General features: G+C 64.2%; 26 protein-coding genes and 1 pseudogene. 11 read left to right on the forward strand and 16 right to left on the reverse strand.

The window, feature by feature from the left end:
* Window positions 1–144, forward strand: a pseudogene (locus B5V03_RS42195) (IS481 family transposase); the annotation flags it as partial.
* A 44-nt stretch (window positions 145–188) separates the two neighbouring features.
* On the opposite strand, the gene bfr reads toward B5V03_RS42195, so the two are convergent.
* From bfr to B5V03_RS04665, 3 genes are all read right to left on the reverse strand, one after another.
* Window positions 189–677, reverse strand: coding sequence for a bacterioferritin (bfr, locus tag B5V03_RS04655; RefSeq protein WP_092021671.1), 489 nt, complete (start codon window positions 675–677; stop codon window positions 189–191).
* A gap of 131 nt (window positions 678–808) precedes the next feature.
* Window positions 809–1,081, reverse strand: a complete 273-nt coding sequence (locus B5V03_RS04660; protein WP_129268108.1) for a (2Fe-2S)-binding protein — start codon at window positions 1,079–1,081, stop codon at window positions 809–811.
* Between the two features lie 161 nt (window positions 1,082–1,242).
* Entirely contained in the window at window positions 1,243–1,536 is a 294-nt protein-coding gene (locus B5V03_RS04665) for a hypothetical protein (RefSeq protein WP_129268249.1), read from the reverse strand.
* Window positions 1,537–1,670: 134 nt separating this feature from the next.
* Here B5V03_RS04665 and B5V03_RS04670 point away from each other — a divergent pair, with 134 nt between their 5' ends.
* The gene (locus tag B5V03_RS04670; protein ID WP_164987783.1) at window positions 1,671–1,991 is read left to right on the forward strand and encodes a hypothetical protein; all 321 of its coding nucleotides are present in this window, start codon (window positions 1,671–1,673) and stop codon (window positions 1,989–1,991) included.
* A gap of 238 nt (window positions 1,992–2,229) precedes the next feature.
* Window positions 2,230–2,514, forward strand: coding sequence for a hypothetical protein (locus tag B5V03_RS04675; protein ID WP_129268110.1), 285 nt, complete (start codon window positions 2,230–2,232; stop codon window positions 2,512–2,514).
* Window positions 2,515–2,589: 75 nt separating this feature from the next.
* On the opposite strand, the gene B5V03_RS04680 is transcribed toward B5V03_RS04675, so the two are convergent.
* A complete protein-coding gene (locus tag B5V03_RS04680) occupies window positions 2,590–3,816 on the reverse strand; it encodes a lytic murein transglycosylase (protein WP_129268111.1) in 1,227 nt (408 codons plus the stop codon).
* A 7-nt stretch (window positions 3,817–3,823) separates the two neighbouring features.
* Window positions 3,824–5,473: an energy-dependent translational throttle protein EttA gene (gene ettA / locus B5V03_RS04685; protein ID WP_129268112.1), complete on the reverse strand. Its 1,650-nt coding sequence runs from the start codon at window positions 5,471–5,473 to the stop codon at window positions 3,824–3,826.
* Between the two features lie 232 nt (window positions 5,474–5,705).
* On the opposite strand from ettA, the gene B5V03_RS04690 reads away from it, so the two are divergent.
* Both B5V03_RS04690 and B5V03_RS04695 read left to right on the forward strand, forming a co-directional pair.
* Window positions 5,706–5,921, forward strand: coding sequence for a hypothetical protein (locus tag B5V03_RS04690; protein ID WP_129268113.1), 216 nt, complete (start codon window positions 5,706–5,708; stop codon window positions 5,919–5,921).
* A 145-nt stretch (window positions 5,922–6,066) separates the two neighbouring features.
* Complete coding sequence (locus tag B5V03_RS04695; RefSeq protein ID WP_129268114.1) at window positions 6,067–7,029, forward strand: D-2-hydroxyacid dehydrogenase family protein; 963 nt, start codon at window positions 6,067–6,069, stop codon at window positions 7,027–7,029.
* Between the two features lie 56 nt (window positions 7,030–7,085).
* On the opposite strand, the gene B5V03_RS04700 is transcribed toward B5V03_RS04695, so the two are convergent.
* Window positions 7,086–8,267, reverse strand: a complete 1,182-nt coding sequence (locus tag B5V03_RS04700) for a L,D-transpeptidase (protein WP_164987784.1) — start codon at window positions 8,265–8,267, stop codon at window positions 7,086–7,088.
* Between the two features lie 368 nt (window positions 8,268–8,635).
* Here B5V03_RS04700 and B5V03_RS04705 point away from each other — a divergent pair, with 368 nt between their 5' ends.
* Complete coding sequence (locus tag B5V03_RS04705) at window positions 8,636–9,367, forward strand: hypothetical protein (protein ID WP_129268116.1); 732 nt, start codon at window positions 8,636–8,638, stop codon at window positions 9,365–9,367.
* 2 nt (window positions 9,368–9,369) lie between these two features.
* Here the strand turns inward: B5V03_RS04705 and sseA are convergent, their stop codons facing one another.
* The 3 genes from sseA to B5V03_RS04725 form a co-directional block, all read right to left on the reverse strand.
* Window positions 9,370–10,221 carry a 3-mercaptopyruvate sulfurtransferase gene (gene sseA, locus B5V03_RS04710; protein ID WP_129268117.1) on the reverse strand — a complete coding sequence of 284 codons (852 nt, stop codon included), beginning with the start codon at window positions 10,219–10,221 and terminating at the stop codon, window positions 9,370–9,372.
* Window positions 10,222–10,426: 205 nt separating this feature from the next.
* Window positions 10,427–10,840: a rhodanese-like domain-containing protein gene (locus tag B5V03_RS04720; RefSeq protein WP_129268118.1), complete on the reverse strand. Its 414-nt coding sequence runs from the start codon at window positions 10,838–10,840 to the stop codon at window positions 10,427–10,429.
* Between the two features lie 226 nt (window positions 10,841–11,066).
* Window positions 11,067–12,242 (reverse strand): vWA domain-containing protein, encoded by a 1,176-nt coding sequence (locus tag B5V03_RS04725; protein ID WP_129268119.1) that lies wholly within the window; start codon window positions 12,240–12,242, stop codon window positions 11,067–11,069.
* A 121-nt stretch (window positions 12,243–12,363) separates the two neighbouring features.
* Here B5V03_RS04725 and B5V03_RS04730 point away from each other — a divergent pair, with 121 nt between their 5' ends.
* Window positions 12,364–12,609, forward strand: a complete 246-nt coding sequence (locus B5V03_RS04730) for a GlsB/YeaQ/YmgE family stress response membrane protein (protein WP_129268120.1) — start codon at window positions 12,364–12,366, stop codon at window positions 12,607–12,609.
* A 92-nt stretch (window positions 12,610–12,701) separates the two neighbouring features.
* Entirely contained in the window at window positions 12,702–13,544 is an 843-nt protein-coding gene (locus B5V03_RS04735; protein ID WP_129268121.1) for an AAA family ATPase, read from the forward strand.
* 1,048 nt (window positions 13,545–14,592) lie between these two features.
* Here the strand turns inward: B5V03_RS04735 and B5V03_RS04750 are convergent.
* The 5 genes from B5V03_RS04750 to B5V03_RS04770 form a co-directional block, all read right to left on the reverse strand.
* On the reverse strand, window positions 14,593–16,239 hold the full coding sequence (locus B5V03_RS04750) for a GMC family oxidoreductase (protein ID WP_129268122.1): 1,647 nt from the start codon (window positions 16,237–16,239) through the stop codon (window positions 14,593–14,595).
* A 16-nt stretch (window positions 16,240–16,255) separates the two neighbouring features.
* The gene (locus B5V03_RS04755; RefSeq protein ID WP_129268123.1) at window positions 16,256–16,849 is read right to left on the reverse strand and encodes a GNAT family N-acetyltransferase; all 594 of its coding nucleotides are present in this window, start codon (window positions 16,847–16,849) and stop codon (window positions 16,256–16,258) included.
* A 117-nt stretch (window positions 16,850–16,966) separates the two neighbouring features.
* Entirely contained in the window at window positions 16,967–17,893 is a 927-nt protein-coding gene (locus tag B5V03_RS04760; RefSeq protein WP_129268124.1) for an SMP-30/gluconolactonase/LRE family protein, read from the reverse strand.
* 223 nt (window positions 17,894–18,116) lie between these two features.
* Window positions 18,117–18,950: an AraC family transcriptional regulator gene (locus B5V03_RS04765; RefSeq protein WP_129268125.1), complete on the reverse strand. Its 834-nt coding sequence runs from the start codon at window positions 18,948–18,950 to the stop codon at window positions 18,117–18,119.
* A gap of 160 nt (window positions 18,951–19,110) precedes the next feature.
* Complete coding sequence (locus B5V03_RS04770) at window positions 19,111–19,458, reverse strand: hypothetical protein (protein ID WP_129268126.1); 348 nt, start codon at window positions 19,456–19,458, stop codon at window positions 19,111–19,113.
* 183 nt (window positions 19,459–19,641) lie between these two features.
* On the opposite strand from B5V03_RS04770, the gene B5V03_RS04775 reads away from it, so the two are divergent.
* On the forward strand, window positions 19,642–19,866 hold the full coding sequence (locus tag B5V03_RS04775) for a hypothetical protein (RefSeq protein WP_129268127.1): 225 nt from the start codon (window positions 19,642–19,644) through the stop codon (window positions 19,864–19,866).
* Window positions 19,867–20,181: 315 nt separating this feature from the next.
* Here B5V03_RS04775 and B5V03_RS04780 read toward each other — a convergent pair whose 3' ends face one another.
* On the reverse strand, window positions 20,182–20,838 hold the full coding sequence (locus B5V03_RS04780) for a glutathione S-transferase family protein (RefSeq protein WP_129268128.1): 657 nt from the start codon (window positions 20,836–20,838) through the stop codon (window positions 20,182–20,184).
* A gap of 169 nt (window positions 20,839–21,007) precedes the next feature.
* On the opposite strand from B5V03_RS04780, the gene B5V03_RS04785 reads away from it, so the two are divergent.
* Window positions 21,008–22,231 (forward strand): polyhydroxyalkanoate depolymerase, encoded by a 1,224-nt coding sequence (locus B5V03_RS04785; protein ID WP_129268129.1) that lies wholly within the window; start codon window positions 21,008–21,010, stop codon window positions 22,229–22,231.
* A 131-nt stretch (window positions 22,232–22,362) separates the two neighbouring features.
* On the forward strand, window positions 22,363–23,049 hold the full coding sequence (locus B5V03_RS04790) for a helix-turn-helix domain-containing protein (RefSeq protein ID WP_129268130.1): 687 nt from the start codon (window positions 22,363–22,365) through the stop codon (window positions 23,047–23,049).
* Between the two features lie 6 nt (window positions 23,050–23,055).
* Here the strand turns inward: B5V03_RS04790 and B5V03_RS04795 are convergent, their stop codons facing one another.
* Window positions 23,056–24,558: an aldehyde dehydrogenase gene (locus B5V03_RS04795; RefSeq protein ID WP_129268250.1), complete on the reverse strand. Its 1,503-nt coding sequence runs from the start codon at window positions 24,556–24,558 to the stop codon at window positions 23,056–23,058.
* Between the last annotated feature and the right edge of the window lie 10 nt (window positions 24,559–24,568).

Consider the following 24,568-nt stretch of genomic DNA (forward strand, 5'->3'; position numbering starts at 1 on the left):
GAGCAGCTGGCCGTCAGGCCGCTCGACCGCGACGGCCGTTACGGTGTCTTCTTTGCCAGCTGGCAGGTCGGCTCAATCGACTTGACCCGCGGTCAAACTGTCAGTGATGTGTCCGAACAACCGTCAGTTATGTCCCCGGTCTGAACATCAAGCCCGGCCATGACGAAGGGAGAGAGCGGAGCCGCAGCTTAGTGCCCCTCGCCCTCGAGCCCGCCGACGTGCTTCTGGGTGTAGAGCTCGAGGCCGATGCGGCCGATCAAATCGAGCTGGGTTTCGAGGAAGTCGATGTGGTGCTCTTCGTCACTCATCAGCTTCTCGAACAGATCACGCGTGACGTAGTCCTTGGCGCTGTTGCAATAGCCGGCCGCCTCCTGGTAGAGCGCCCGCGCGCTCATCTCGGCAGCGAGATCGCACTCGATGATCTCCTTGACGTTCTGGCCGATGCGCAATGGATCGAGCACCTGCATGTTCGGGAAGCCGTCGAAGAACAGGATCCGCTCGGTGAGCTTGTCGGCGTGCTCCATCTCCTCGATGGACTCCTTGCGCCAGACCTTGGCCATGTCGCGCAGGCCCCAATTGTCGAGGAAGCGGTAGTGCAGCCAGTACTGGTTGATTGCAGTCAGCTCGTGGCGCAGCGCCTTGTTGAGATAGTCGATGACTTTTGCGTCGCCCTGCATGATGCACTCCAAATCTTGCGTCCAAATCGGCCCTAACCGACTTTAGAATGTTTCTAAGTCAGTTTAAACACGAGGGCAACCGGCTACGGGAGCGCAGCCGGGGAAAAGCTCAGCCTACGATGTGGAAAGTTTCAGCAGGCGGCGAGGGCGAACTGGGCGGGCTCGGCCGTCTCATCATTGGCGGCCACAGTGTGGCTGTGCGGGCAACCGGAGCAGCAAGACGCGGCACACGGACCAAGCGCTTCATCGATGATGGTCTTGATGGTGCGGGCGCAGCGGCCGCATTCGGCGCTACAGCCGAGGCATCCATAGACCTGCTTGGCGTGGCGCACGGCGTCGTCGGACTCGGCGACGGCGGCGCGGATGTCGTCATCGCTCAGCACGTTACAGGAACAAACGATCATGGAAGCGGTAGGCCCTTCGGTGATGCGCCATCATCGATATTTAACGGGCCGTCCGGATGCAAAGGGAAAAAGCGGTATTTGAAGCTATTCCAAACTGGCCGGAAAACAGCCTAGAACGGCTCTAAATCAAGACGTTGCGCTGGATCAAGAATGGGCCGGATCTAGTCACCGCCACCGCCTCCTCCGCCATCGGCGCCGCCCCCGCAATCCCCGCCGCTGCTGCCGCCATCGCTGCTGGAACAACTGCCGCCGTCGCTCGAGCTTGCCGAGCTGTCGCTGGAAAACCAGCTTCCCAGGAAGCCGTCATTCGCTCCTGAATAGCTGTCGCCGCCGTCACTGCCGGCCCCTGCGCGCGAACGCCGGCCGCGGTTCTGGAGGTGGGTGATCCAGCCATAGCCGATCGCGAAGACGATCCCGGCCGCGATCAGTGCATTTACCAGCGCATTGCCCATCATCGCCTCCCTGGCGGAGCTCCGGTCCATACCAATTGGTCGAGCCGGGCAAAGGTGCCGTTCATTGATCATTCAAACGAAGTGTGGAACTCTGCTCCCCAAAGAGTTCCCGCGTGCTTGTGCGAAAGGTCCAGCCAATGAAGAAGTCGCTCCTGGCAATTGCCGCCATCACTATCCTGGCCCTGACGGCCGGGACACCCGCTCATGCCCAGCGCGGTGTCGCCGCAGGCGTTGCGGCCGGGATCATCGGCGGCGCCATTGTCGGCGGCGCGCTGGCTTCTCCGTATTATTACGGACCCGGTCCGGGCTATGGCCCCGGTTACTACCCGCCCCGCTACTACGCGCCGGGACCGGGCTACGTCGCCGACGACTATTATGGCGATGGCTGCGTCTGGCAGAAGCAGCGCTTTTGGGACGGCTACGCCTGGCGCGTCCGCCGCGTCAGAGTCTGTGGCTGAGGCGCGTTAGACCGGTTCGCTTGAAGCGATTCAGTTGGGCCGGTTCACTACGGATGCGCTGTTCATTTTGGGGCCTGAAAAAGACCGCTTTTTCTCGTCACATCTCCGCGTGCGTTTACCGCGGATTGACCATTTGCGCGCTTCCTAGCTGCAAGGCCAATTCCATCAAAGTCTGCGGAACCTTTGAACCCCGGACGCTCCTAACAAGGTGCGTCCATCTCTCAGGAGAGCCAAGAGTATGAAGAAGACTATTGTTGCCGCCCTCACGGTTGCGACGATCGCCGGTTCGCTGGTGACCGCTACGCCGTCCGCCCAGGCCCATGACGGCGTCGGCGTCGGCATTGCAGCCGGCCTCCTCGGCGGCGCCATCGTCGGTGGTGCCATCGCGTCGAGCCGTCCGGCCTATGGTGGCCCGGTGTACGTGGCCGAGCCCGGCCCGCCGCCCCCGCCCTGCTACTGGCAGCGTCAGCGCTATTGGGACGGTTACGGCTGGGTCGTCCGCCCGGTTCGCGTTTGCTACTGATCTGATCGCACGGCGCATACGCGCCGCGATCGAAGCCCGGCCGAGCCTCTCGGCCGGGCTTTTTTATTTGCCGCGCTACCGCGCCGCCTGGATCGAGCGCAGCACCTCTTCGTTCGGCCAGCAATCGACCTTGAGGCCTGCCGACTTCTGATAGGCGCCGAGTGCCGCGCGCGTCTGCATGCCGGCCTTGCCGTCGATCTTGTCCTTGTAGAGCCCGGCGCGCGTCAGCCCGCGCTGCATCGTCTCAACGTCCTTGGTGCGCATTTGCTTGGAGGCCGACCACGGTGTCGCGAACGGCAGCGGGCTCGTCATGCGGTCGCTGAGATGGCCGACGAACAGCACATAGAGGTCGGAGAAATTGTATTCCTTGATGACGAAGTAATTCTTCGTGGTCAGGAATGACGGACCGTAGGTGCCCTCTGGCTGTAGCAGCGATGCCGGCTGCGCCTGCTCGGCAGCGCTCAGCTTTTGCCCACGCACCGGCACAAAGCCTTCGCGCAGCCATTGGCCGATCGGCTTCGTCACCTCGGGCACGCCGGTGGTGCAATCGACCTTCGCCGACGCCTGCACCTCGTAGGCCCAGCGCACACCGCTCTGCCACCCCTTGTTGACGAGTTGCTGCGCGGCCGACGCCAGGGCATCCGGCACCGAGTGCCAGATGTCGATGCGGCCGTCACCGTCGAAGTCGACGCCGTGCTTGTAATATTCCGAGGGCAGGAACTGCGTCAGCCCGGTGGCGCCCGCCCAGGAGGAGCGCATGTCCTTGCGCGTCACCACGCCCTCGTCGAGGATCTTCAGCGAGAGAATGAACTCGTTGCGATAGGTGTCCTTGCGGCGTCCGACATAGGCCTGCGTCGCCAGCACGCGCACGAGATCGTAGGGCAGCGTGTAGCGGCCATAGTCGGTCTCGCGTCCCCAGATCGCGAGCATCACGGTCGCCGGCACGCCGGACTTCTTCTCGATCTCAGTCAGTGCGGAATTGTATTTTTGCAGCAGCCGCTGCCCCTCACTCGCAAGCCGCGCGATCGAGGCATCCCTGACGTAGTCCGCCGGCACCTGCACGAACTCGGCTTGTGACGGCGCGCCGGTCGCGGGCCGTCCCGGCAGGATCAAATCAGGCAGCCTGTAGTCGGGCTCGAGCCCGCGCGTCTGTTGCTCGAACGTCGCGCGGGAGACGCCTGCGGCCTGCGCCTCCGGCCAGAGCGAGGCGATGAACTGCGTGAAAGCGGCGTCGGCGGCGCGGGCGGGCGACCAACCGCAGGTGACGACGATCACCGCAGCGATGAGCGCCCGCCGCATCATGCCGACATCACCGCGTCAGCTTCTTGTACTTCACGCGATGCGGAATGATGCTGTCCTGGCCGAGCCGGCGCATCTTGTCCTTCTCATAGTCCTGGAAGTTGCCTTCGAACCATTCGACGTGGCTGTCGCCTTCGAAGGCCAGGATGTGGGTCGCGATGCGGTCGAGGAACCAGCGATCATGGCTGATGATGACGGCGCAACCGGCGAAGTCTTCCAAAGCCTCTTCCAGCGCGCGCAGCGTGTCGACGTCGAGATCGTTGGTCGGTTCGTCGAGCAGCAGCACATTGGCGCCGGACTTCAGCATTTTTGCCAGATGCACGCGGTTGCGTTCACCGCCCGAGAGCGCACCGACCTTCTTCTGCTGGTCGGCGCCCTTGAAGTTGAACGACGAGCAATAGCCGCGCGAGTTGACTTCCTTCTTGCCGAGCAGGATCAGCTCGTTGCCGCCGGAGATCTCCTCCCACACGTTCTTGTTGCCGTCGAGCGCATCACGCGACTGGTCGACATAGCCGAGATGCACGGTCTCGCCGACCGTGATCGTGCCTTTATCGGGCTGCTCCTGCTTCGTGATCATCTTGAACAGCGTAGTCTTGCCGGCGCCGTTGGCGCCGATCACGCCTACGATGCCGCCGGGCGGCAGCTTGAAGGTGAGATCCTCGATCAGGAGACGGTCGCCATAGCCTTTGCTGAGCCCCTCGAAATCGACCACGTTGGCACCGAGCCGCTCGGCGACGGGGATGATGATCTGCGCGGTCTGGCTCTGCTTGTCGCTCGCCTGCTTGAGCAGATCCTCGTAGCGCTGATAGCGCGCCTTGGACTTGGCCTGGCGTGCCTTCGGCGAGGACGCGACCCATTCCTGCTCGCGGGCAATCGTCTTCTGGTGCGCGGCGTCCTCGCGGCCTTCCTGCTCCAGCCGCTTCTGCTTCTGCACCAGCCAGGACGAATAGTTGCCCTCGTAGGGAATGCCCTTGCCGCGGTCGAGCTCGAGGATCCAGCTCGTGACGTTGTCGAGGAAGTAGCGGTCGTGGGTCACGATCAGGATCGCGCCGGGGTAGCTGCGCAGATGACCTTCCAGCCATGACACCGACTCGGCGTCGAGATGGTTGGTCGGTTCGTCGAGCAGTAACAAGTCAGGCTGGTCGAGCAGCAGCTTGCACAGCGCGACGCGGCGGCGCTCACCGCCGGAGAGTTTCGTCACGTCGGCATCGTCGGGCGGGCAGCGCAGCGCGTCCATGGCCTGGTCGACCTTGCTGTCGAGATCCCAGAGGCCCTGGGCCTCGATCTCGTCCTGCAGCTTGGTCATCTCGTCGGCGGTCTCCTCGGAATAGTTCATCGCCAATTCGTTGTAGCGATCGAGGATGGCCTTCTGCTTGGCGACGCCCAGCATGACGTTCTCTCGCACGGAGAGCGTCGCATCGAGATGCGGTTCCTGCTCGAGATAACCGACACGGGCGCCCTGGGCGACCCACGCCTCGCCGTTATACTCCTTGTCGAGGCCGGCCATGATCTTGAGCAGCGTCGATTTGCCCGAGCCGTTGACGCCGAGCACGCCGATCTTGGCGTCCGGGTAGAACGACAGATGGACGTTATCGAGCACCTTGCGGGTCGGGTAGCTCTTGGTCAGGCCCTGCATGAAATAGACGAACTGGCGCGCCATGGGTCCCGAATACCTTCGATTTGAGGAAATTTGCTTGCCGCCGATGTAGCGATCCCGCCCCCAAAGGGCAATGTTTTCCCTCCGTTCACCACGGATGAATACTGGATAGACACCATCCGGACCCCCGATCCGGACAATTGAAACTATCTTTTAATAAATCAGGCGAAAGCTCGGTCTCGCGCTGACAAAAGCGTCCCCGCTCAGAATGAACGGGAGCACAGCGAGGCCCGTCATGGCTCTGATCGAGACTCACTCCTTTCCCGTTCCGGCCGAGGCCGGGAACGCGGCCGGACTCGCGTCCGAGGTCAAAGGCTTCTGGAAGCGCTTCTTCGCCACCGCCTTCAACCCCTACCGGCCCGAGCTGCACTACATGCGCGGCCCCGGCCCCGCCTGGCGCGCCAAGCACGGCATGAATGCGCCGGTCCGGCTGAAGCCCCGCGACCTCTGAGCCCCTTGCACCTATCGGATTTTTGAAGACCCAGACTGCTTGCGCGCTAGCGTGATTGCGCGCAACCATGGCCCGGTTCCGACGATGGCGCCCCCGCCTCGCGCCGTCACCTCTCGCCGTACACTCTGGCCCTGGATGAACGCTGATGACGCGGCTGCGCTGTGCAATTCTCGACGACTATTTCAACCTCGCCCAAGACGTCGCCGACTGGCCGAAACTGTCCGACCGCGTCGACGTCACCGTGTTCAGCCATCCCTTCGCCTCGGAAGCCGCCGCGGCCAGCGCACTGGCGGATTTCGACATCATCTGCGCGATGCGTGAGCGCACTGCGTTCCCGAAGAGCCTGTTCGAGAGCTTGCCGAAGCTGAAGCTGCTGCTGACCTCCGGCATGCGCAACGCCTCGATCGACATGGAGGCCGCGAAGGCGAAAGGTGTCGTCCTCGGCGGCACGCAATATTCGCGCGATCCGACCGCCCCCCTCACCATGGGCCTGATCCTGGAACTGACCCGCGGCATCGGCCGCGAGAATGCCCGCATGCACGCGGGCGAGCCCTGGCAGACCTTTGCCGGCGTCGAGATCGAGGGGATGACGCTCGGCGTCGTCGGGCTCGGCAAGCTCGGGAGCAAGATGGCGGGCATTGCGAAGGCGTTCGGCATGAACGTGATCGCCTGGAGCCCGAACCTGACGCCGGAGAAGTGCGCGGCGGCCGGTGTCGGCTACGCCACCAAGGAAGAGATGTTTGCCAAGGCCGATATCGTCACCATCCATGTGGTGTTGAGCGAGCGTTCCCGCGGACTGGTCGGGCGCGACGATCTCGCGCGAATGAAGCCGACGGCCTTCCTCGTCAACACCGCGCGCGGGCCAATTGTCGATGAGGCGGCGCTGCTCGAGGCCTTGCAGCAGCGGAAGATCGCCGGCGCCGGCATCGACGTGTTCTCGGTCGAGCCGCTGCCGGTCGATCATCCCTTCCGCAAGCTCGACAATCTCGTGCTGACGCCGCATCTCGGCTACGCCACGGAGGACGGTCTTCGCATCCATTACGGACAGATGGTCGAGGCGATCGACGCCTTCACCAAGGGCAATGAGCTGCCGCGGAAGCTGGCCTGAAACGAAAAGGGCGTGCCGTTGGCACGCCCTTCGCAATCTGAACTGTTTCGTAGTGCCTAGCGCACGGTCACCGGCGCGGGCAGCGGCGGCACCACCGTCGGCTGCGTGCCCGGAACGGGGCCGGCCTGAGCGGACATTGGAGCCGGCCCACCAGGCGCGGGCGCAGCCGAGGCCGTCGCCGTCCCCGGCGCCTGACCGCCCGGCATCACCACCACGCGGGTGCCAACCTTGGTGCGCTCGAACAGATCGGAGACATCGTCGTTCAGCATGCCGATGCAGCCGGAGGAGACGAACTTGCCGATCGTCGAGGGCTGGTTGGTGCCGTGGATGCGGTACACGGTCGAGCCGAGATACATCGCGCGGGCGCCAAGCGGATTGCCGGGGCCACCGGCCATGAAACGCGGCAGATAGGGCTGGCGCTCGATCATCTCGGTCGGCGGATGCCAATCCGGCCACTCGGCCTTGCGGGTGATCTTCTGAACGCCGGTCCAGGTGAAACCGTCGCGGCCAACGCGGACGCCGTAGCGGATCGCACGGCCATTGCCGAGGACGTAATAGAGATAGGTGTTCGGGGTATCGACGATGATCGTGCCAGCCGGCTCCTTGGTCGCCAGCGACACTTCCTGGCGGCGCAGATTCGGCGGCAGCTGCGCAGGCGCAGCGTCGGGCTGCTCCTCGGGCGGCAGCAAGGCGACCGACATCGGCCGGCCATCGGCACCGACAGGGGGCTGTCCGGCCTGGACCGCTCCAGTCGCGGCCGGGCCACCGACGGCTTCCGGCGGACGCATGCCGTCATTGGCGGGCGGCTGGCCCGAACGATCGCCATAGATCACCGGGGGCGGGCCGGCAGGGCGGCCGTAGCGGGGATCGTCGGGCGACATCACGGGACCCTGCGGCGGCGCAGCCGAATAGACGGGCGGAGCGCCGGCGGGACGGCCATAACGGGGATCATCCGGCGACATCACCGGGCCCTGCGGCGGGGCAGCGGAATAGACCGGCGGGCCAACGGGGCGGCCATAGCGCGGATCCGGGCCGGGCGGCGGCAGCGAGGCCTGCGGCATCGCGTCGTCCTCGTCGTCCAGCGAGTCGAAATTCGGCGTGCGGTCGCCGGGGCGATATTCGGCCGGCGCGCCGTAGCTCGGCGCCTGCTGGACCGGATAGCTCTGGGCTTGTGCGAGCGAGGTTCCCGCCGCAGCGACTGTTGCGGCAGCGCATATCGTCAGAAAATGTTTGATCATCATCGCTCTTGTATAGTCCCCGGGCCCCGTCCGGACCGTTAACGGCCAGATGACCGAAGATAGCGGCACATTCAAGACATTGCAGGCTGATTTGTGCCTGATTGTGCAATTTGTGATGCAATCGCACACAGTTGCTCCGTTGCATCACGGGGCGGAAATCGCATCACGCCGTAGATTGCCGGAGTCACCCGCCCCGTTTTTTACGGAACGGCGCGGAGGCGTTGCGATATGGTCGAATCAGCCTGATTCGCCACCGCTTTAAGCTCGAATCCCCGCGTGGCGAACGCGGCAAGCAGTACCGTCACCGCGTTCAGATGGCTCATGGGCCCTGGCCACACGCCGCCGGGGCGGAAATTCGCAACCCGTCAATGCTTCCCGGCTTTCGCTTCCTGCTTGCCGCGATCCTGCTGTCTACCTCCATCCTGGTGTTCGGCTTAGGGGCCGCCTCGCTGCTGCGGGCGAGCCACGAGCAGTATGTCAGCAACCCGTCCTGGCGGAACGGCCCGCAGGAGCAGGTGTTCACGCAGGCGTCCGAGCCGGCCCAGCCGGTGCTCGCGGCACTCCGCGTGGAGCCCGTCGCCAACGAGGCGACGCCTGCGATGCAGGACCAGGTCCCGAGCATCGGGCTGCCCGCGGTCGAAACAAGCCCCGAGCAGATGGCTGCGGTGACGCTCGAGGCTAAAGCCCAGCCTCAGGTCGCCGCCATCGCGCCGGTTCTGGAGGCGGCTCCGCCCGTCGCCGAAACGCCAGTCCCCGAGCCGGCCAAGAGCGAGGCTGCGCCTCCCGCGCCCGCGGACACACTCACCCTCGCCGACACGACGGCTTCCATCACCACGAAGACGCCCGCGCCCGAAGTGCCGCGAACCGCGACAGTGGCGCCAGCATCACGCGTGACCGACATTGCAGCGGCCAGGATGGCTGCGCTGAACGAGCTTGCGCCGGCGAAAACCAAAGCCGACAGCGCGACGGCCAAGCCGCGCGCAAACAAGCAGAAGAAGCGTCGTCGCATCGTCCGGCGCCCGCCGCCGCCGGTTCAGCAACTCGATGCGTTCGGGCAGCCGCAGCCCACACTCGCCGCGACAGCCACGCGCACGCGCTGACCTCACGCCGGCCCGGTTGCGATCGGCGGGCCTTTTTCCTGGCCCCATTCCGACCATGAGCCGTCATAGAGCGCGGTGTCGGTAATCCCCAGGCGATAGAGCGCGAGCGTCAGCACGCCGGCTGAGACGCCGGAGCCGCAGCTCGTCACGATCGGCGCATCGAGCTTGACGCCTGCGCCAGTGAAGGCGGCGCGGAGATCTTCGAGCGGCTTCATCGTGCCGGTCGCGGCATCGAACAGCTGGTTATACGGCACGTTGCGGGCGCCGGGGATGTGACCGGAGCGGATGCCCGCCCGCGGCTCGGGCGCGCGGCCTTCGAAACGCTCGGCGGCACGCGCGTCGATCACCTGCTCGGCACGGCTTTCGACGTTGGCGATGAGCTGCTGCATGCTGCGCACGCGCTTTGCATCGTAGCTCGCCTTGAAGCTCGCAGGCTTCGGCTTCGCTTCGCCGCTCTCGACCGGGCGTCCTTCAGCGCGCCACTTCTTCAGACCGCCATTGAGGATGCGCACATTGGCGTGGCCGAAGGCCAGGAACATCCACCACGCACGCGGTGCTGCGACCCAGCCGCCGGCATCGTAGAGCACGACGGTGTCGGCATTGGAGATGCCGAGATTGCCGATGTCGCGACCGAATTGCTCGGCGCTCGGATACATGTGGGGCAACGGGTTGGAATGATCCGACACCGCATCGACGTCGAAGAACACGGCGCCGGGCAGATGCGCGGCGAGATAGTCATCCTTCGGCAACGGCAGCACGCCCGGCAGCTTGAAGCTGGCGTCGAGCACTTTGACGTTGGAATCGTTGATGTGAGCGGCGAGCCATTCGGTGGAGACGAGGGGATCGGTGGTCATTGCTTATTTCCTTGCAGTCATTCCGAACGCGTGAAGCGAGCGAGATTGAAGTAGCGCGCGTCAAACTCCGCTGTCATCGCCCGGCTTGACCGGGCGATCCAGTACTCCGAGACGGCTGTGATTCAGCCGATGGGCTGCGGCGTACTGGATTCCCCGCTTTCGCGGGGAATGACAGCATGGGTTGGAGCGACAGGCGTTGTCCACCTCACCCCTTCTTCTTCGGCTCCCATTGCTCAGTCGGACCACCGGCATCGCGCCAGGCGGCGTAGCCGCCGGCGATGTGGGCGACGGGCTTCAGGCCCATGTCCTTCGCGGTCTTGGCCGCGAGCGCGGAGCGCAGGCCGCCGGCGCAGTGGAACACGAACTTCTTGTCTTCCTGGAAGATCGGCTTTGCGTAGGGGCTCTGCGGATCGATCCAGAATTCGAGCATGCCGCGGGTGCAGGCGAAGGCGCCGGGGATGCGGCCGTCGCGTTCGATCTCGCGGGGATCGCGGATATCGACGATGACGACGTCGCCGTTCTTGGATATCTCGATCGCGTCCTTGGCGTTGAGCGTCTCGATCTCGGCGCTGGCCTCGTCGATCAGCGCTTTGATGCCGCGGGTGATGTTTTGGGGCATGTGGTTCTCCCTCGATTAACTCGTATCCGTTATTACGGCATCTACCGGCCGCACACTCGGTCTAACCTCTCCCGCTTGCGGGGGAGGTCGCGGCGCGAAGCGACGCGGGTGGGGGCTCTCTCCTCTTGGGGAGCGTCGCCCGTGGCGAGATCCCCTCCCCGGCCCTCCCCCGCAAGCGGGAGAGGGAGCTCACTTCCGTTGCCGATCGACCCGGCCTCATCATGGGTCAGTGCGTCAATTCCTTCATCGCACCTTCCAGACCTTCAATCGTGATCGGGTACATGCGGTTCGCAAAAATGCGTTTGATGATGGTGGTCGATTCCGAATAGTCCCAGTGCTTCTGGGCGACCGGGTTCAGCCACACCGAATGCGGATAGGTGCGGATGATGCGATCGAGCCAGACCGAGCCCGGCTCCTCGTTGACATGCTCGACCGAGCCGCCCGGCACCATGATCTCGTAAGGCGACATCGAGGCGTCGCCGACGAACACGATCTTGTAGTCGTGCGGGTATTTGTGCAGCACGTCCCAGGTCGGGGTGCGGTCGGTGAAGCGGCGCTTGTTCTGCTTCCACACGCCTTCATAGAGGCAATTGTGGAAGTAGAAATACTCCATGTGCTTGAACTCGCTCTTCGCCGCCGAGAACAACTCCTCGACCTGCTCGATATGCGCGTCCATCGAGCCGCCGATGTCGAAGAACACCAAAAGCTTCACCGCATTTCGCCGCTCGGGGCGCATGTGCACGTCGAGATAGCCGTGATTGGCGGTCTCGCGGATGGTGGTGTCGAGATCGAGCTCGTCCGGCGCGCCGGTGCGCGCGAATTTGCGCAGGCGGCGCAGCGCCACCTTGATGTTGCGGATGCCGAGTTCGACATTGCCGTCGAGATCCTTGAACTCGCGCTTGTCCCACACCTTCACGGCGCGGTTGTTGCGGTTCTTCTCCTGGCCGATGCGGACGCCTTCGGGATTGTAGCCGTGGGCGCCGAACGGCGAGGTGCCTGCCGTGCCGATCCACTTCGAGCCGCCCTGGTGCCGGCCCTTCTGCTCCTCGAGGCGCTTCTTCAAGGTCTCCATGAGCTTGTCCCAGCCCATGGCCTCGATCTGCTTCTTCTCTTCGTCCGTCAGATATTTTTCGGCGAGCTTCTTCAGCCACTCCTCGGGGATCTCGGCCCCCTCCAGGGCGTCGAGCAGGCTCTCCAGCCCCTTGAACACGGTGCCGAAGACGCGGTCGAACTTGTCGAGGTTGCGCTCGTCCTTCACCAGTGCGGTGCGCGACAGATAGTAGAAATTCTCGACCGAGTAGTCCGCCAGATCAGCGTCGAGCGCCTCCACCAGCGTGAGGTATTCGCGCAGCGTCACGGGGACCTGCGCATCGCGCAGAGACGTAAAGAATTGCAGGAACATGGGTGACAGATTGCCCGTCGGGGGACGAACGTCAAGGGGCGGAGGCGGCTGCTCTGCGCTGGACCGGGAGGCTTTTTGCTCTAGAATTGGCGGCCTCAAGGTTGTTTTGGGGACGTTTGCAATGGGAATACTCGCGGCGCTCATCATCGGCGCGATCGCCGGCTGGCTTGCCGGCAAGATTGTCCACGGGGCGGGATTTGGGCTGATCGGCAACATGGTTGTCGGCATCATCGGCGCGCTGGTCGCGAGCTGGGTGTTACCCCAGCTGCACATTGAACTCGCCACCGGCACGGTCGGCGCCATCGTGGACGCCACCATCGGCGCGGTGATTGTGCTCGTCATCCTTTCGCTGATAAAACGGGTCTGAAAGCCTGACCGAACCAGGAACGGCCGCCATGAGCGGCCGTTCCCATGTCGCGACCGAGGACCGCTTCGGACGACGACCAACAAGGACGCGCAATGAAATTTACCGGCACCAAGGACTATGTTGCGACCGACGATCTCAAGGTCGCCGTCAATGCCTCGATCGTGCTGGAGCGCCCGCTCCTCATCAAGGGCGAGCCCGGCACCGGCAAGACCGTGCTGGCCGAGGAAGTGGCGAAGGCGCTGAACGCGCCGCTTCTGACCTGGCACATCAAGTCCACCACCAAGGCGCAGCAGGGCCTCTACGAATACGACGCGGTGTCGCGCCTGCGCGACAGCCAGCTCGGCGATGCCCGCGTGTCCGACATCAAGAATTACATCAAACGCGGCAAGCTGTGGGAGGCCTTCACCGCCGAGCAGCGCCCGGTGTTGCTGATCGACGAGATCGACAAGGCCGACATCGAATTCCCGAACGATCTGCTGCTCGAGCTCGACCGCATGGAATTCCATGTCTACGAGACCGGCGAGACCATCAAGGCCAAGCAGCGCCCGATCATGATGATCACCTCCAACAACGAGAAGGAGCTGCCGGACGCTTTTCTCCGCCGCTGCTTCTTCCACTACATCAAGTTCCCCGATGCCGACACGATGGGCCGCATCGTCGACGTGCACTTCCCTGACATCAAGAAGCGCCTGGTCGAGGAAGCGCTGCGCATCTTCTTCGAGGTGCGCGAGGTGCCGGGGTTGAAGAAGAAGCCGTCGACGTCGGAGCTTCTGGACTGGCTCAAGCTGCTGCTCAACGAAGACATGAGCGTCGAGCAATTGCGCGAACGCGACCCGCGCAAACTGATCCCGCCGCTGCACGGCGCGCTGCTTAAGAACGAACAGGACGTGCATCTGTTCGAGCGGCTGGCGTTTTTGAGCAGACGGGAAGTGTAGGTTCGCTGCCAGTCCCGTCATCCTGAGGTGCGAGTGGCGCGATGCACAGCATCGCGCCGGGAGCCTCGAAGGATGAACGGCCGAGATGCAGCCGGGCCGTCGCCCTTCGAGGGCCGCTGAAGAAGCGGCCACCTCAGGGTGACGGTGATGGGTTGACGCGCGCTGCTTCAACATCGTCATTGCGAGCGCAGCGAAGCAATCCAGAATCCCTCCGCGGAAAGACTCTGGATTGCTTCGCTGCGCTCGCAATGGCGGAGCAAGGTGCGGCATCGCCTTCTCCAACCAGCATCTCAATCGCAGACGCACCTTCGCATCCTCGCGGCGCATTTCGCCCGAGCTTTGCTCTCTCTATCGCCCTCAAGGAAAGAGGGCGCAGGGAAGGCCGGGTGCCGGCTGGCACCCACGGTCCGCTGTGCGCAAATAGCGCAAAAAGACTGCACAGCGGCATACAGGTGGGCCAAACACACGGCCTTCCCTGCGCAGTGGTCGGACGGCTTATGCCGTGCTCTCCCGGGAGCCGAGTTCGCTCTGGCCTCCCTCACCCCGCGAATTGGATGATGCAGTCTGCCCGGTTCGGCTCGCTCGCACCTCCGAGGGGCTTGACCGTAGCAACGACGGCCAGGACCACACGGTTTTGCCGTACGCGCTCAGCGCCGTTCGTCCACACGTGGCCGCGGACTCACAGGGACTACCCGCCCTGCCCGCACCTGTCGTGCCGACGCTGCCGCATCCACCGCAACCCGGCCCGCGCTTCGAACGACTCGCGAACCGCCCTCTTCGTCGGGCCGGGCTGTCTCGACTTATGCCGCAATTCCGAATTTCGGTAAAGTGGAATATTTTTGCGCGGAGGGATTGACGGGGTGGCGGGTGTGTTGCCCGACGGGACAATGTGCCGGCACACTCTCGTGTCCCGGACGCGCTGCAGCGTGCAACGCTGCTGCGCAGAACCGGGACCCAGAAGTCGCGCGGAAATCGCGGCGAGATGGGCCCCGGCTCTGCAGCGCACCGCAAGGGCGCTGCGCTGCGTCCGGGGCACGAGACCGTATCTTTACGTCACCGCGGCGTCCGGAATCCTTGCGGCTTCCATTGGCGCCTTGCCACGGATCAGGTCGGAGGCGCGGTCGGCGATCATCATCGTCGACGCATTCAAATTCGCCGAGATCATGCGCGGCATCACCGAGGCGTCGATGACGCGCAGACCCTCCAGCCCATGGACCCGGAGTTGGTCGTCGACCACCGCCCACGTAGAGTCCGCCGGGCCCATGCGGCAGGTGCAGCCGGGGTGGAAGGTGGTGGTGCCGCGTTCGGTGGCTGCCGCCAGGAATTCGTCGTCGGTGTTGATGTTGGGGCCCGGGAAATCCTCGTAGGCGTAATAGGGCGAGAGCGGCGCGGACTTCAAAAGGCGCCGCGCGAGCTTCATGCCGCCGACGATGACGCGGCGGTCGAGCTCGGCGTCGAGATAATTGGTCTGGATGATCGGCGGGGCGAACGGATCAGACGAGCGGATGCGGACATAGCCGCGGCTCTCGGGACGCTGCTGCCAGGAGGCCACCGTCATGCCGGGCTCGTCCTCAAGCTGGCCCTGCACGCCCTCCTTGTAGGACGCCGGCGTGAAGGTGAGTTGCAAGTCGGACGAGTCGGCGCTCTCGCCGGAGTGCCAGAAGCAATAGACCATGGTCGGCGACAGCGACAGCAGGCCTTTGCGCGCGGTCGCCCATTTCAGCGCCTCGATCCACAGCGAGAAACCGCGACGAAGCTCGTTGATGGTCTTGATGTCTTTTACGCGCGCCACCGTGCGGGGGGCGTAGTGGTCCTGAAGCCCCTCGCCGACCGGCAGCGCATGACGCACCCGGATGCCGTGGGCGTTGAGCAGATCGGGCGAGCCGATGCCGGAGAGCTGAAGCAGCTGCGGCGAGTTATAGGTGCCGCCGGACAGGATGACTTCCTTGTTGGCGCGCACTTCCACAGGCGTGCCGCCACGGCCGCCCTTCATGTAGCGCACGCCGACGGCGCGCTTGCCCTCGAAGATGATCTCGGTCGCGTGCGCATGGGTGTGCACATGCACGTTGGGCCGCTTCATCGCGGGCTTGAGGAACGCGGTCGAGCCGGAGACGCGCAGGCCCTTGTCGATGGTGCGCTGGCAGTAAGAGACGCCCTCTTGCTTGGCGCCGTTGTAATCGGGATTACGCGGAATGCCGAGTGACACCGCGCCTTCCATAAAGGCTTCGCACAGCGGATCGCGCCACTCCATCGTCGTGACCGTGAGCTTGCCGTCGCGCCCGCGAAACGTATTGTCGCCCTCCCCGACCCGCTTCTCCAGCCGCTTGAAATAGGGCAGCACGTCGGCATAACCCCAGCCGCGATTGCCCATCTGCGCCCAGGTGTCGAAATCCATCCGCTGGCCGCGGTTGTAGATGTGGCCGTTGATCGAGGACGAGCCGCCGAGCGTCTTGCCGCGCGGCGCGTAGATGCTGCGCCCGCCGGTGTAAGGTCCCACCTCCTGCTGGTAGGCCCAGTTGATGCTCTTCATGTGGAAGGTCTTGATGAAACCCGCCGGCAGATGGATGTAGGGATGCCAGTCGCTGGGCCCCGCCTCGAGCACGCAGACGCTGGTGTTGGGATCTTCGCTCAGCCGGCTGGTGAGGATGCAACCGGCGGAGCCTGCGCCGATGATCACATAATCAAATCTGTCCATGGTGCCTCGGCCGCCTTTAACGCGGCTTGTCGTTGAGTTGATATTCGAGATGCGTCTGCACCGTCGGCCATTCGGCAGCGGTGATGCTGTAAACCACGGTGTCGCGCAACGTGCCGTTCGGCGTGACCTGGTGGCTGCGCAGGATGCCGTCCTGCTTGGCGCCGAGGCGCTCGATGGCGCGGCGGCTCTGGTGATTGAAGAAATGCGTGCGGAATTCGACCGCGATGCAGTTCAGCGTTTCGAAGGCGTGCCGGAGCAGCAACAGCTTGCACTGGGTGTTGAGCGGCCCGCGCTGCGCACCCTTGCCGTACCAGGTCGAACCGATCTCGACGCGGCGGTTGGTGGCATCGATGTTCATGTAGGTGGTCATGCCGACGATCGTGCCGCCGGCATCGAACACCGTGAACGGCAGCATCGAGCCGGCAGCCTGCAAGCCAAGGCGGCGGTCGATCTCCTTGCCCATGTTTTCCGGCAGCGGGATCGCCGTGTACCAGAGCTTTGACAGCTCGCCGTCCTTCACGGCCTCCGTCAGCCCCTCGCGATGCTGATGCGACAGCGGCTCGAGACGGGCGTGCTGTCCACGCAGGGTGATGGGATCAGGCCAGGGCATTTGAGACTCTCTCTTTTGTCATTGCGAGGCGCGAAGCGACGAAGCAATCCAGACTGTCACCGCGGAGGCATTCCTGGATTGCTTCGCTTCGCTCGCAATGACGGTCACTAGCACCGTTTACTTGTTTAGGAAATTGAGCGGCAAACCGCTGCGCGGCCAGTCCATCGCGATCAGCTCGCCCTTGCCCGACAGCGTGATGTAGGCGGTCTTCAGCTCGGGGCCGCCGAAGGCGATGTTGGTGGTGACGCGGTCGCCGGTCGGGACCTGCTCGACCAGGGTGCCGTCGGGCGCGATCACCGAGATGCAGCCGGACACGAGGGTGGCGACGCAGACATTGCCGTTGGCTTCGACCGCGAGCGAGTCGAACATCTGGTAGCCGCCAAGGCCGCAGATCGGCTTGCCCCGCTCGCCGCGATAGATCACCTCGCGCGGCTTCAGCGTGCCCGGCGCGGAGAGCTCATAGGCCCAGAGCCGGCCGGTCGGCGTCTCCGCGATGTAGACGGTGTTTTCGTCCGGCGACAGGCCAATGCCGTTCGCCGGCAGCACGCCATGCACGACCTCGACGATCTCGGTCATACCGGGCTTGAGATAGTACATGCCGCCGACATCCATCTCGCGGGGGCGGCGCTTGCCGAGATCGGAGAACCACAGGCCGCCATGCTTGTCGAAGACTAGATCGTTCGGCCCGCGCAGGTCATGCCCGCCGCATGTGGTCACGACGGTCTCGACCTTGCCCGATTGCAGGTCGATGCGCTGGATCGAGCCGCCGAGATAATCGTCAGGCTGCGGGCCCGGCATGATCATCTGGCCGGTCGGGATCCAGGAGAAGCCGCCATTGTTGCAGATGTAGATCTTGCCGTCGGGGCCCAGCGCCGCACCGTTCGGGCCTCCCGGCACCTTGGCGACGATCTCCTTCCGCCCGTCGGGATAAACGCGGGTCAATCGCTGGCCGCGGATCTCCACCAGCACGACCGAGCCGTCCGGCATCACGACCGGCCCTTCGGGAAACTCGAGGTCGGTGGCAAGAATGCGGACGTTGGACATGTGAGACCCTCCCGGCTGCTTGTTATGGCTTGCACGGGATGTCCGGCACGGGCCCCACACGCAAGATTTGCCTGTGGTTATGACAAAGTCACCGGGGCTTGCCAAGCAAGCGGGATGGTATGCCAGCGTTGCGCTGCAAAGCGCGATGAGGGTCGTCGCGCCTTGCGTTATTGTTTGAGCATGATCTTGTCGGAAAACCGCTTCGCACTTTTCCGGATCATGCTTACTCCTTCACCGGCACCCAGATCTCGAAGCCGCCATTGCCAGTCACCGGATCGAATGTCTCGTCATAGCGCTCGAAGTTCGGCGCGTCCGCGGCCTTCAGGCCGGAGGCCGGCAGCCATTGATTCCAGATCGTGTTGACGGTGCGGCGGATCGAGGCGACGTGGTCCGAATGCGTGAACACCGCATAGCGCTGTTCGGGAATGCGGATGCGACCGAAGCGGCGAGCGAGGTCCGAGAAATCGGCGACCTCGACGCCGGCGATGTAGTCGAAATTGCCGGCATCGTCGCCGTTGCAGCAGACGCCATAGGCGACGTTACCAATGCGTGCGGGAATGCCCGCGACCTCCTGATGGAAACGCTGCCACAGCCCGGGAATGGCTGCGCCGTTGTCGCAGGAGATGCGCTCAATGATGCCGGCGACGAGGAAGGCTTTCGCGGTTTCGAAGCGCGGGGCTTTGAGGTTGTCGATCATGGTGGAGTCCATGAGGATCGGCTCCTGTAGCTTGAGGTGGCCGGTGCATGTCGCGGCCCGGACCGCTTCCGGCGTGGTGCCGAACTGGTCGCGGAACGCGCGGGTGAACGCTTCGTGCGAGCCGTAATCCGCCTCCAGCGCCAGCGACAGGATGTCCGGCGCGCCGTTCGCAAGACTGCGCGCCGCCTCGCTCAGCCGCCTTGCGCGCACGTAACGGATCACCGGCAAGCCGGTAGCTGCGGCAAACGCGCGCACGATGTGGAACCGCGACACGCCCGAGATCGCAGCGATCTCGTCGAGCGTCATCGGCTCGGCCAGATGGCTCTCGATATACCAGAGCGCGCGCTGGGCTGGGTTCATGGGTTTAACGCTCTCGTTCGAAGCGAGGTGATGGTGCGTCGTCGCCGCGCGCCTTGCTTGATCGGCATTGCTCTCGTGCCGCAGGCGCAGCAATCGTAGGGTGGGTTAGCCCAGCGGACTGCGCTTCGCGCAGCCGCGGGGCTAACCCACCCTACGGCACCTACTTCGCATCCTTCGGCGGCGGCGCGTCCTGCTTCTTCTTCAGATCCTCCGCGATCTTCGTCTGCGCGGTCTGGAGATCGCCGAGCGTCTTCTGCAAGCCGGCGACCGTCATCTTCAATGCGTCGATCTGGCGAGCCGCGGCATCCAGCTTCTGCTGGTGGTCGAGGTTCAGCTTGGTGATCGTCTTTTGGAGGAAGTCGACATTGCTCTGCAGGCAGCTCGTGCGCCGCTCCATGGTCTTCTCGACGGTGCAGATCTCGATGCCGGGGACGTCCTGGGCACGGACCGGCGCCAGCGCGGCGAGCAGCAACATCACGAAACAAACGCCGGCGCTTCGAAGTTGCATGCAGGTTCCTCACCAAATCAATCACGGCAATGTGCGCTGTTTGCGCGCAGCTGCCAACGGCTACCACACTCGCACCGCATTCTCGCGTTGAGCTTGGCGCGTTCCCTCGGACGGGGAACGATGATCCGCACGCGGAAGAAATGGGCACTCTTTCCGCGGCTTTGTTTAGGGGAGATTTTTGGAATGGCAACGCGCGATAGACGTCTGGCGGAATTCGATGGCGCCGGAGAGCCGCCACCTGGCCTGCCGGTCGAAGTTTTGTGCGAGGACCACAGCGGTACGTATCAACTGCCGTTCGCCTGCCGCTATGTCGAGGGGCGCTGGCAGAACGATGCGGCCGGCGTCGCGGTCGAAGCGACCGTGATCGGCTGGCGCCTGCCGCGCCTGAAGCACACCAGCGTCGCCTGAGCTGACGGCGATTTTTGTCTCAAAATGCAACGGGGCCGCGCTCCGCCTTAACCTGGGGAACGCGGCCTGAACGAATCACGTCCGAATCAGCGGAGCGGCCTTGTACGCAGCTGTTCACGGCTAGATGTCGGGGCGCCTCCTCAGGCCCGCACAATATCTACGAGACGGGCGGGCCGGTTCGGGCCTGGAGCCGGCGCCAAAAGTTAACGGCGGAAAAGGCTTGGCTTTCAGAGACTTGGCTCTCAAAGGCATGGCTCTCACCGCCGCCCCGGGCGATCGCCGCCCCCGAAACAGGCAGGGCAGAGGCAGGCCTGCCTAATATTCGACCTCGAGCTCCTCGATCTCGGCCGGCTCGTCCTTGGCCGCCGCGACCCATTCCATCATCTCGGGCATGGCCATGATGGTATCGGCATAGGCCTGCAGCCGCGGCTCGAGCTTGACGTTGTAGGTCACGAAGCGCGTCACCACGGGCGCGTACATCGCGTCCGCCATGGTGCGCTTCTCGCCGAACAGGAAGGGTCCGCCCGACTTCTCCAGGCAGTCGCGCCAGATCGCCCAGACGCGGTCGATGTCGGCCTGCGCCCGCGACCAGATCTTGAAGCCGGGGAAGTGTCCCTTCAGATTGACCGGCAGCGAGGCGCGCAGCGTGGTGAAGCCGGAATGGATCTCGCCGCAAATCGAGCGGCAATGGGCGCGCTGGACGCGGTCGGCCGGCAACAGCCCGGCGTCTGGCATCGCCTCGTTGAGATATTCCGCGATCGCCAGCGTATCCCAGACGGTGGCGCCGTCGTGCCGCAGGCACGGCACCAGGATCGACGACGACAGCAGCAGGATTTCCGCGCGTGCGGACGCGTCGTCCGGCGCGGTCACGATCTCCTCGAAATCGAGCCCGGAAAATTTCGTCAGCAGCCAGCCACGCAGCGACCACGACGAGTAGTTCTTGCTGCTGATGGTCAGTGTTGCTTTCGCCATATGGCCCTTCCCTCACGCTGATACCGGCACTCCGCCCGGTCCGCCGGCGTGCCCATTACCTGTGCTTCCCGGGAAATGAACAGCAAGCGACGTGCCAGTTTTGAGGGCGGTTTGACTCCCGTCTGGCTTCGATATTGCATAGCAGTACGGGACAGGTGGGCGCTTCAGAATGATGTCGATGTATTATCAGGCCTTTCAGAACCACATGGATTTGACGGCGCCGTTTCGGGCTGGCGCCTCGTCCGCGCTCAGATTCCTCCATCTGGTGCCGCAGGGCCTATCAGATCAGGTCGTCGGCCGGCTCTCGGCCGCGCTGGAGCTGATTTCCCGGTCCACGCTCACCTACCACCGCCCCGCCTATGGCATCGACAGCGTCATGGTGGGCAACCGCGAGGTCGGCATCACCGAGGAGATCGCCTACGCGACGCCGTTCGGCTCGCTGCTGCACTTCAAGAAGGATGGCGCGCCGGAGCAGCCGCGCATGCTGCTGGTGGCGCCGATGTCCGGACACTTCGCCACGCTGTTGCGCGGCACCGTGAAGACGCTGCTCCAGGATCACGACGTCTATATCACCGACTGGCACAATCCGCGCGACATTCCGCGCAGCGAGGGCCGCTTCGGGCTCGACGACTACACCGAGCATCTGATCGACTTCCTCGGACAGCTCGGCCCGCGCCCGCACATGGTGGCGATCTGCCAGCCGTCGGTGTCGGCGCTCGCGGCCGCCGCCATCATGTGCGAGGGCAATCATCCGTCGCGGCCGGCGACGCTGACGCTGATGGCGGGCCCGATCGACACGCGCATCCTGCCGACCAGGGTCAACGAGTTCGCCAAGAGCAGGCCGATCGACTGGTTCGAGAGCAATTTGATCAACTACGTGCCGATGCAGTGCCGCGGCGCCCTGCGCAAAGTCTATCCCGGCTTCGTGCAGCTCACCGCCTTCGTCTCGATGAATCTCGAGCGCCACATCAAGCAGCACATGGATCTCGCCAACCACATCGCCAAGGGCGAGAAGGAGAAGGCGGCGAGCATCAAGACCTTCTACGACGAATATTTCGCCGTGATGGATTTGCCGGCCGAGTTCTACATCGAGACCGTGCGCGACGTGTTCCAGGAGCATTTGCTGCCGCAGGGCAAGCTGATGCACCGCGGACGTCCCGTGAACACCAAGGCGGTCAGCCGCATGGGGCTGATGACGGTCGAAGGCGAGAAGGACGACATCTGCTCGATCGGCCAGACGCTCGCCGCCCAGGACCTCTGCACCGGCGTGCGCGCCTATCGCCGCGTCCACCACATGCAGGCCGGAGTCGGCCATTACGGCGTGTTCTCCGGCAAGCGCTGGAACAACGAGATCTATCCCCTGCTGCGGGATTTCGTGCACGTCAATTCGTAGAGGCGCATTCGTCACGGCGGGGCCCCACGACGGCAGCCAGGGATGATCTGCTGCGGCGGAACGGCGCTTCGGCGAGAGTCGGGGCACATGCAACCTTGTGACGCGCCTCAACTTCTGAAATTATGCGCCGCATGCACGACAGATTGCCCGCACGACGACAAAAGACTTCGGAAGCCCCCGGAGACGAGGCGGCAATTTCCCGCAAGACTCCGACGAAATCGAGACGGCAGCCGCGAACAGGCCGCGCGGGTGACGATGCCATCATCGTCGAACTCGGCAGCCGGGTGAAGCAGCTGCGGACGCAGGCGGCCCTGACGCTGGAGGAATTTGCGGCGCAATCCGGCGTTAGCCGGGCCATGCTGTCCAAGGTCGAACGAGGCGAGAAGAGCCCGACTCTCGCGATCATCGTGCGGATCGCCAAGGGGCTCAATGTCTCGATGTCCACGCTGATGGGCGCGGAGCCCGATCCAGCGCAGGTCGCGGTGATCCGCAGAGCCAACCGACTGGCCTTCAAGGATCCCGAGACGGGCTTTGAACGTCACAATTTATCGCCGTCCCATCTGGACAACGATCTCGAATTCCTGCTGCACCGAATTCCGCCGGGCGAATCCTCCGGTGAGCTGCCGCCCTACAAGGTGGCGACGGAAAAATATCTGGTCGTGCATGAGGGCCAGCTGACGGTGCAGACGGGCGACGCGAATTACGTCCTCGATACCGGCGACTCCTTCTACTTCGATGTGCGCGAGCCCTACCGCTTCATCAATGCGGGCAGGACTCCATGCGCGTACTATCTCGTCATCCGGCGCCGCCGAGCCTGACCCGAATTACTGCAACGTAAACGGATTAGAGATCGATGGCGTCGGATTGATGAAGACGCTCTTGGCCTCCAGATATTCGTAGATCGCCTCGAGCCCGTTCTCCCGGCCGAGGCCGGACTCCTTGAAGCCGCCGAATGGCGAGAGATAGCTGACAACGCGATAGGCATTGACCCAGACCGTTCCCGCCCGCAGCCGCTTCGGCAGCGCGATCGCGCGGCCAAGATCGGTGGTCCAGAGGCCTGCCGCAAGGCCGAACGGCGTATCATTGGCGAGCGCGATCGCCTCGTCGTCGGAATGGAATTTGATCACGCTGAGAACCGGACCGAACACCTCCTCACGCGCGATCCGCATGTCGTTGGTGACGTCGGCGAAGATGGTTGGCTCCACGAACCAGCCGTCGCCGCATTCCGGCCGGGAAGCCCGCCGGCCGCCGAGAACACAGCGAGCACCCTCCTGTTTGGCGAGCTCGATGTAGTGAAGCACCTTCTGCAATTGCTGCTCCGTCGCAACCGGTCCGACGTCGGTATCGGGACTGTCGGGATCGCCGAGACGTGCCGCCTTCATCACCTCGACGAGACGCGAAAGGAACGCGTCGTGTATCGAGGAATGCAACAGCAGTCGCGATCCGGCCATGCAGGTCTGGCCGCTCGCGGCGAAGATGCCGGAGATGACGCCCTTGACCGCGTCCTCGATGCTGGCGTCGCCGAAGACGATGTTCGGCGACTTGCCGCCGAGCTCGAGCGAGACGCGCTTGAACTGCAGGGCCGCCGCTTCATAGATCTTGCGGCCGGCAAGATTGCCGCCGGTGAAGGCGATACGGTCGATGAAGGGATGCTCTACCAGAGGCTCCCCAGTTTCGGCGCCCAGGCCGGTGACGACGTTGACCACGCCTTTCGGGAAGCCGGCCTGTTCGAACAGCTCGACCAATGCGAGCAGAGACGTGGACGCGAACTCGGACGGCTTGATGACCACGGTGTTGCCGGCGGCAAGCGCGGGTGCGAGTTTCCAGACCGTCAGCAGCAGCGGCGAATTCCACGGCGTGATCGCGCCGACGACGCCGACCGGCTCGTAGGAGACGTAGTGCAGCATGCCTTTCTTGTCGGTCGGCGGCATGCGGCCTTCGATCTTGTCGGCAAGCCCGCCGTAATACTGAAACCAGCGCGGCAGATATCTCATCTGGCCGAGCATCTCGACCCTGAGCTTGCCATTGTCGCGCACTTCTAACTCGGCCAACCGCTCCGCATTCGCGGCGATGAGGTCGGCAACCCGGTTCAGCAGGACGCCCCGGTCGCTCGGATGCATGGTTGCCCAGGGACCGGCGACGAAGGCGCGGTTCGCCGCCTGCACGGCCCTGTCGATGTCCTCAGCATTTCCCCTGGGGATGACGGCCCATGCCTTTCCCGTATATGGATTCTTGGTCTCCAGCCAACGCCCGGAGGCTGACTCGCACCATTCGCCGTCGATGAACATCTTGAACGCCCGGAGCTGATGCGGGGCATCGCCCCGCATCTCATCCTGC

Source organism: Bradyrhizobium betae, from assembly GCF_004123905.1.
Lineage (GTDB): Bacteria > Pseudomonadota > Alphaproteobacteria > Rhizobiales > Xanthobacteraceae > Bradyrhizobium > Bradyrhizobium betae_A.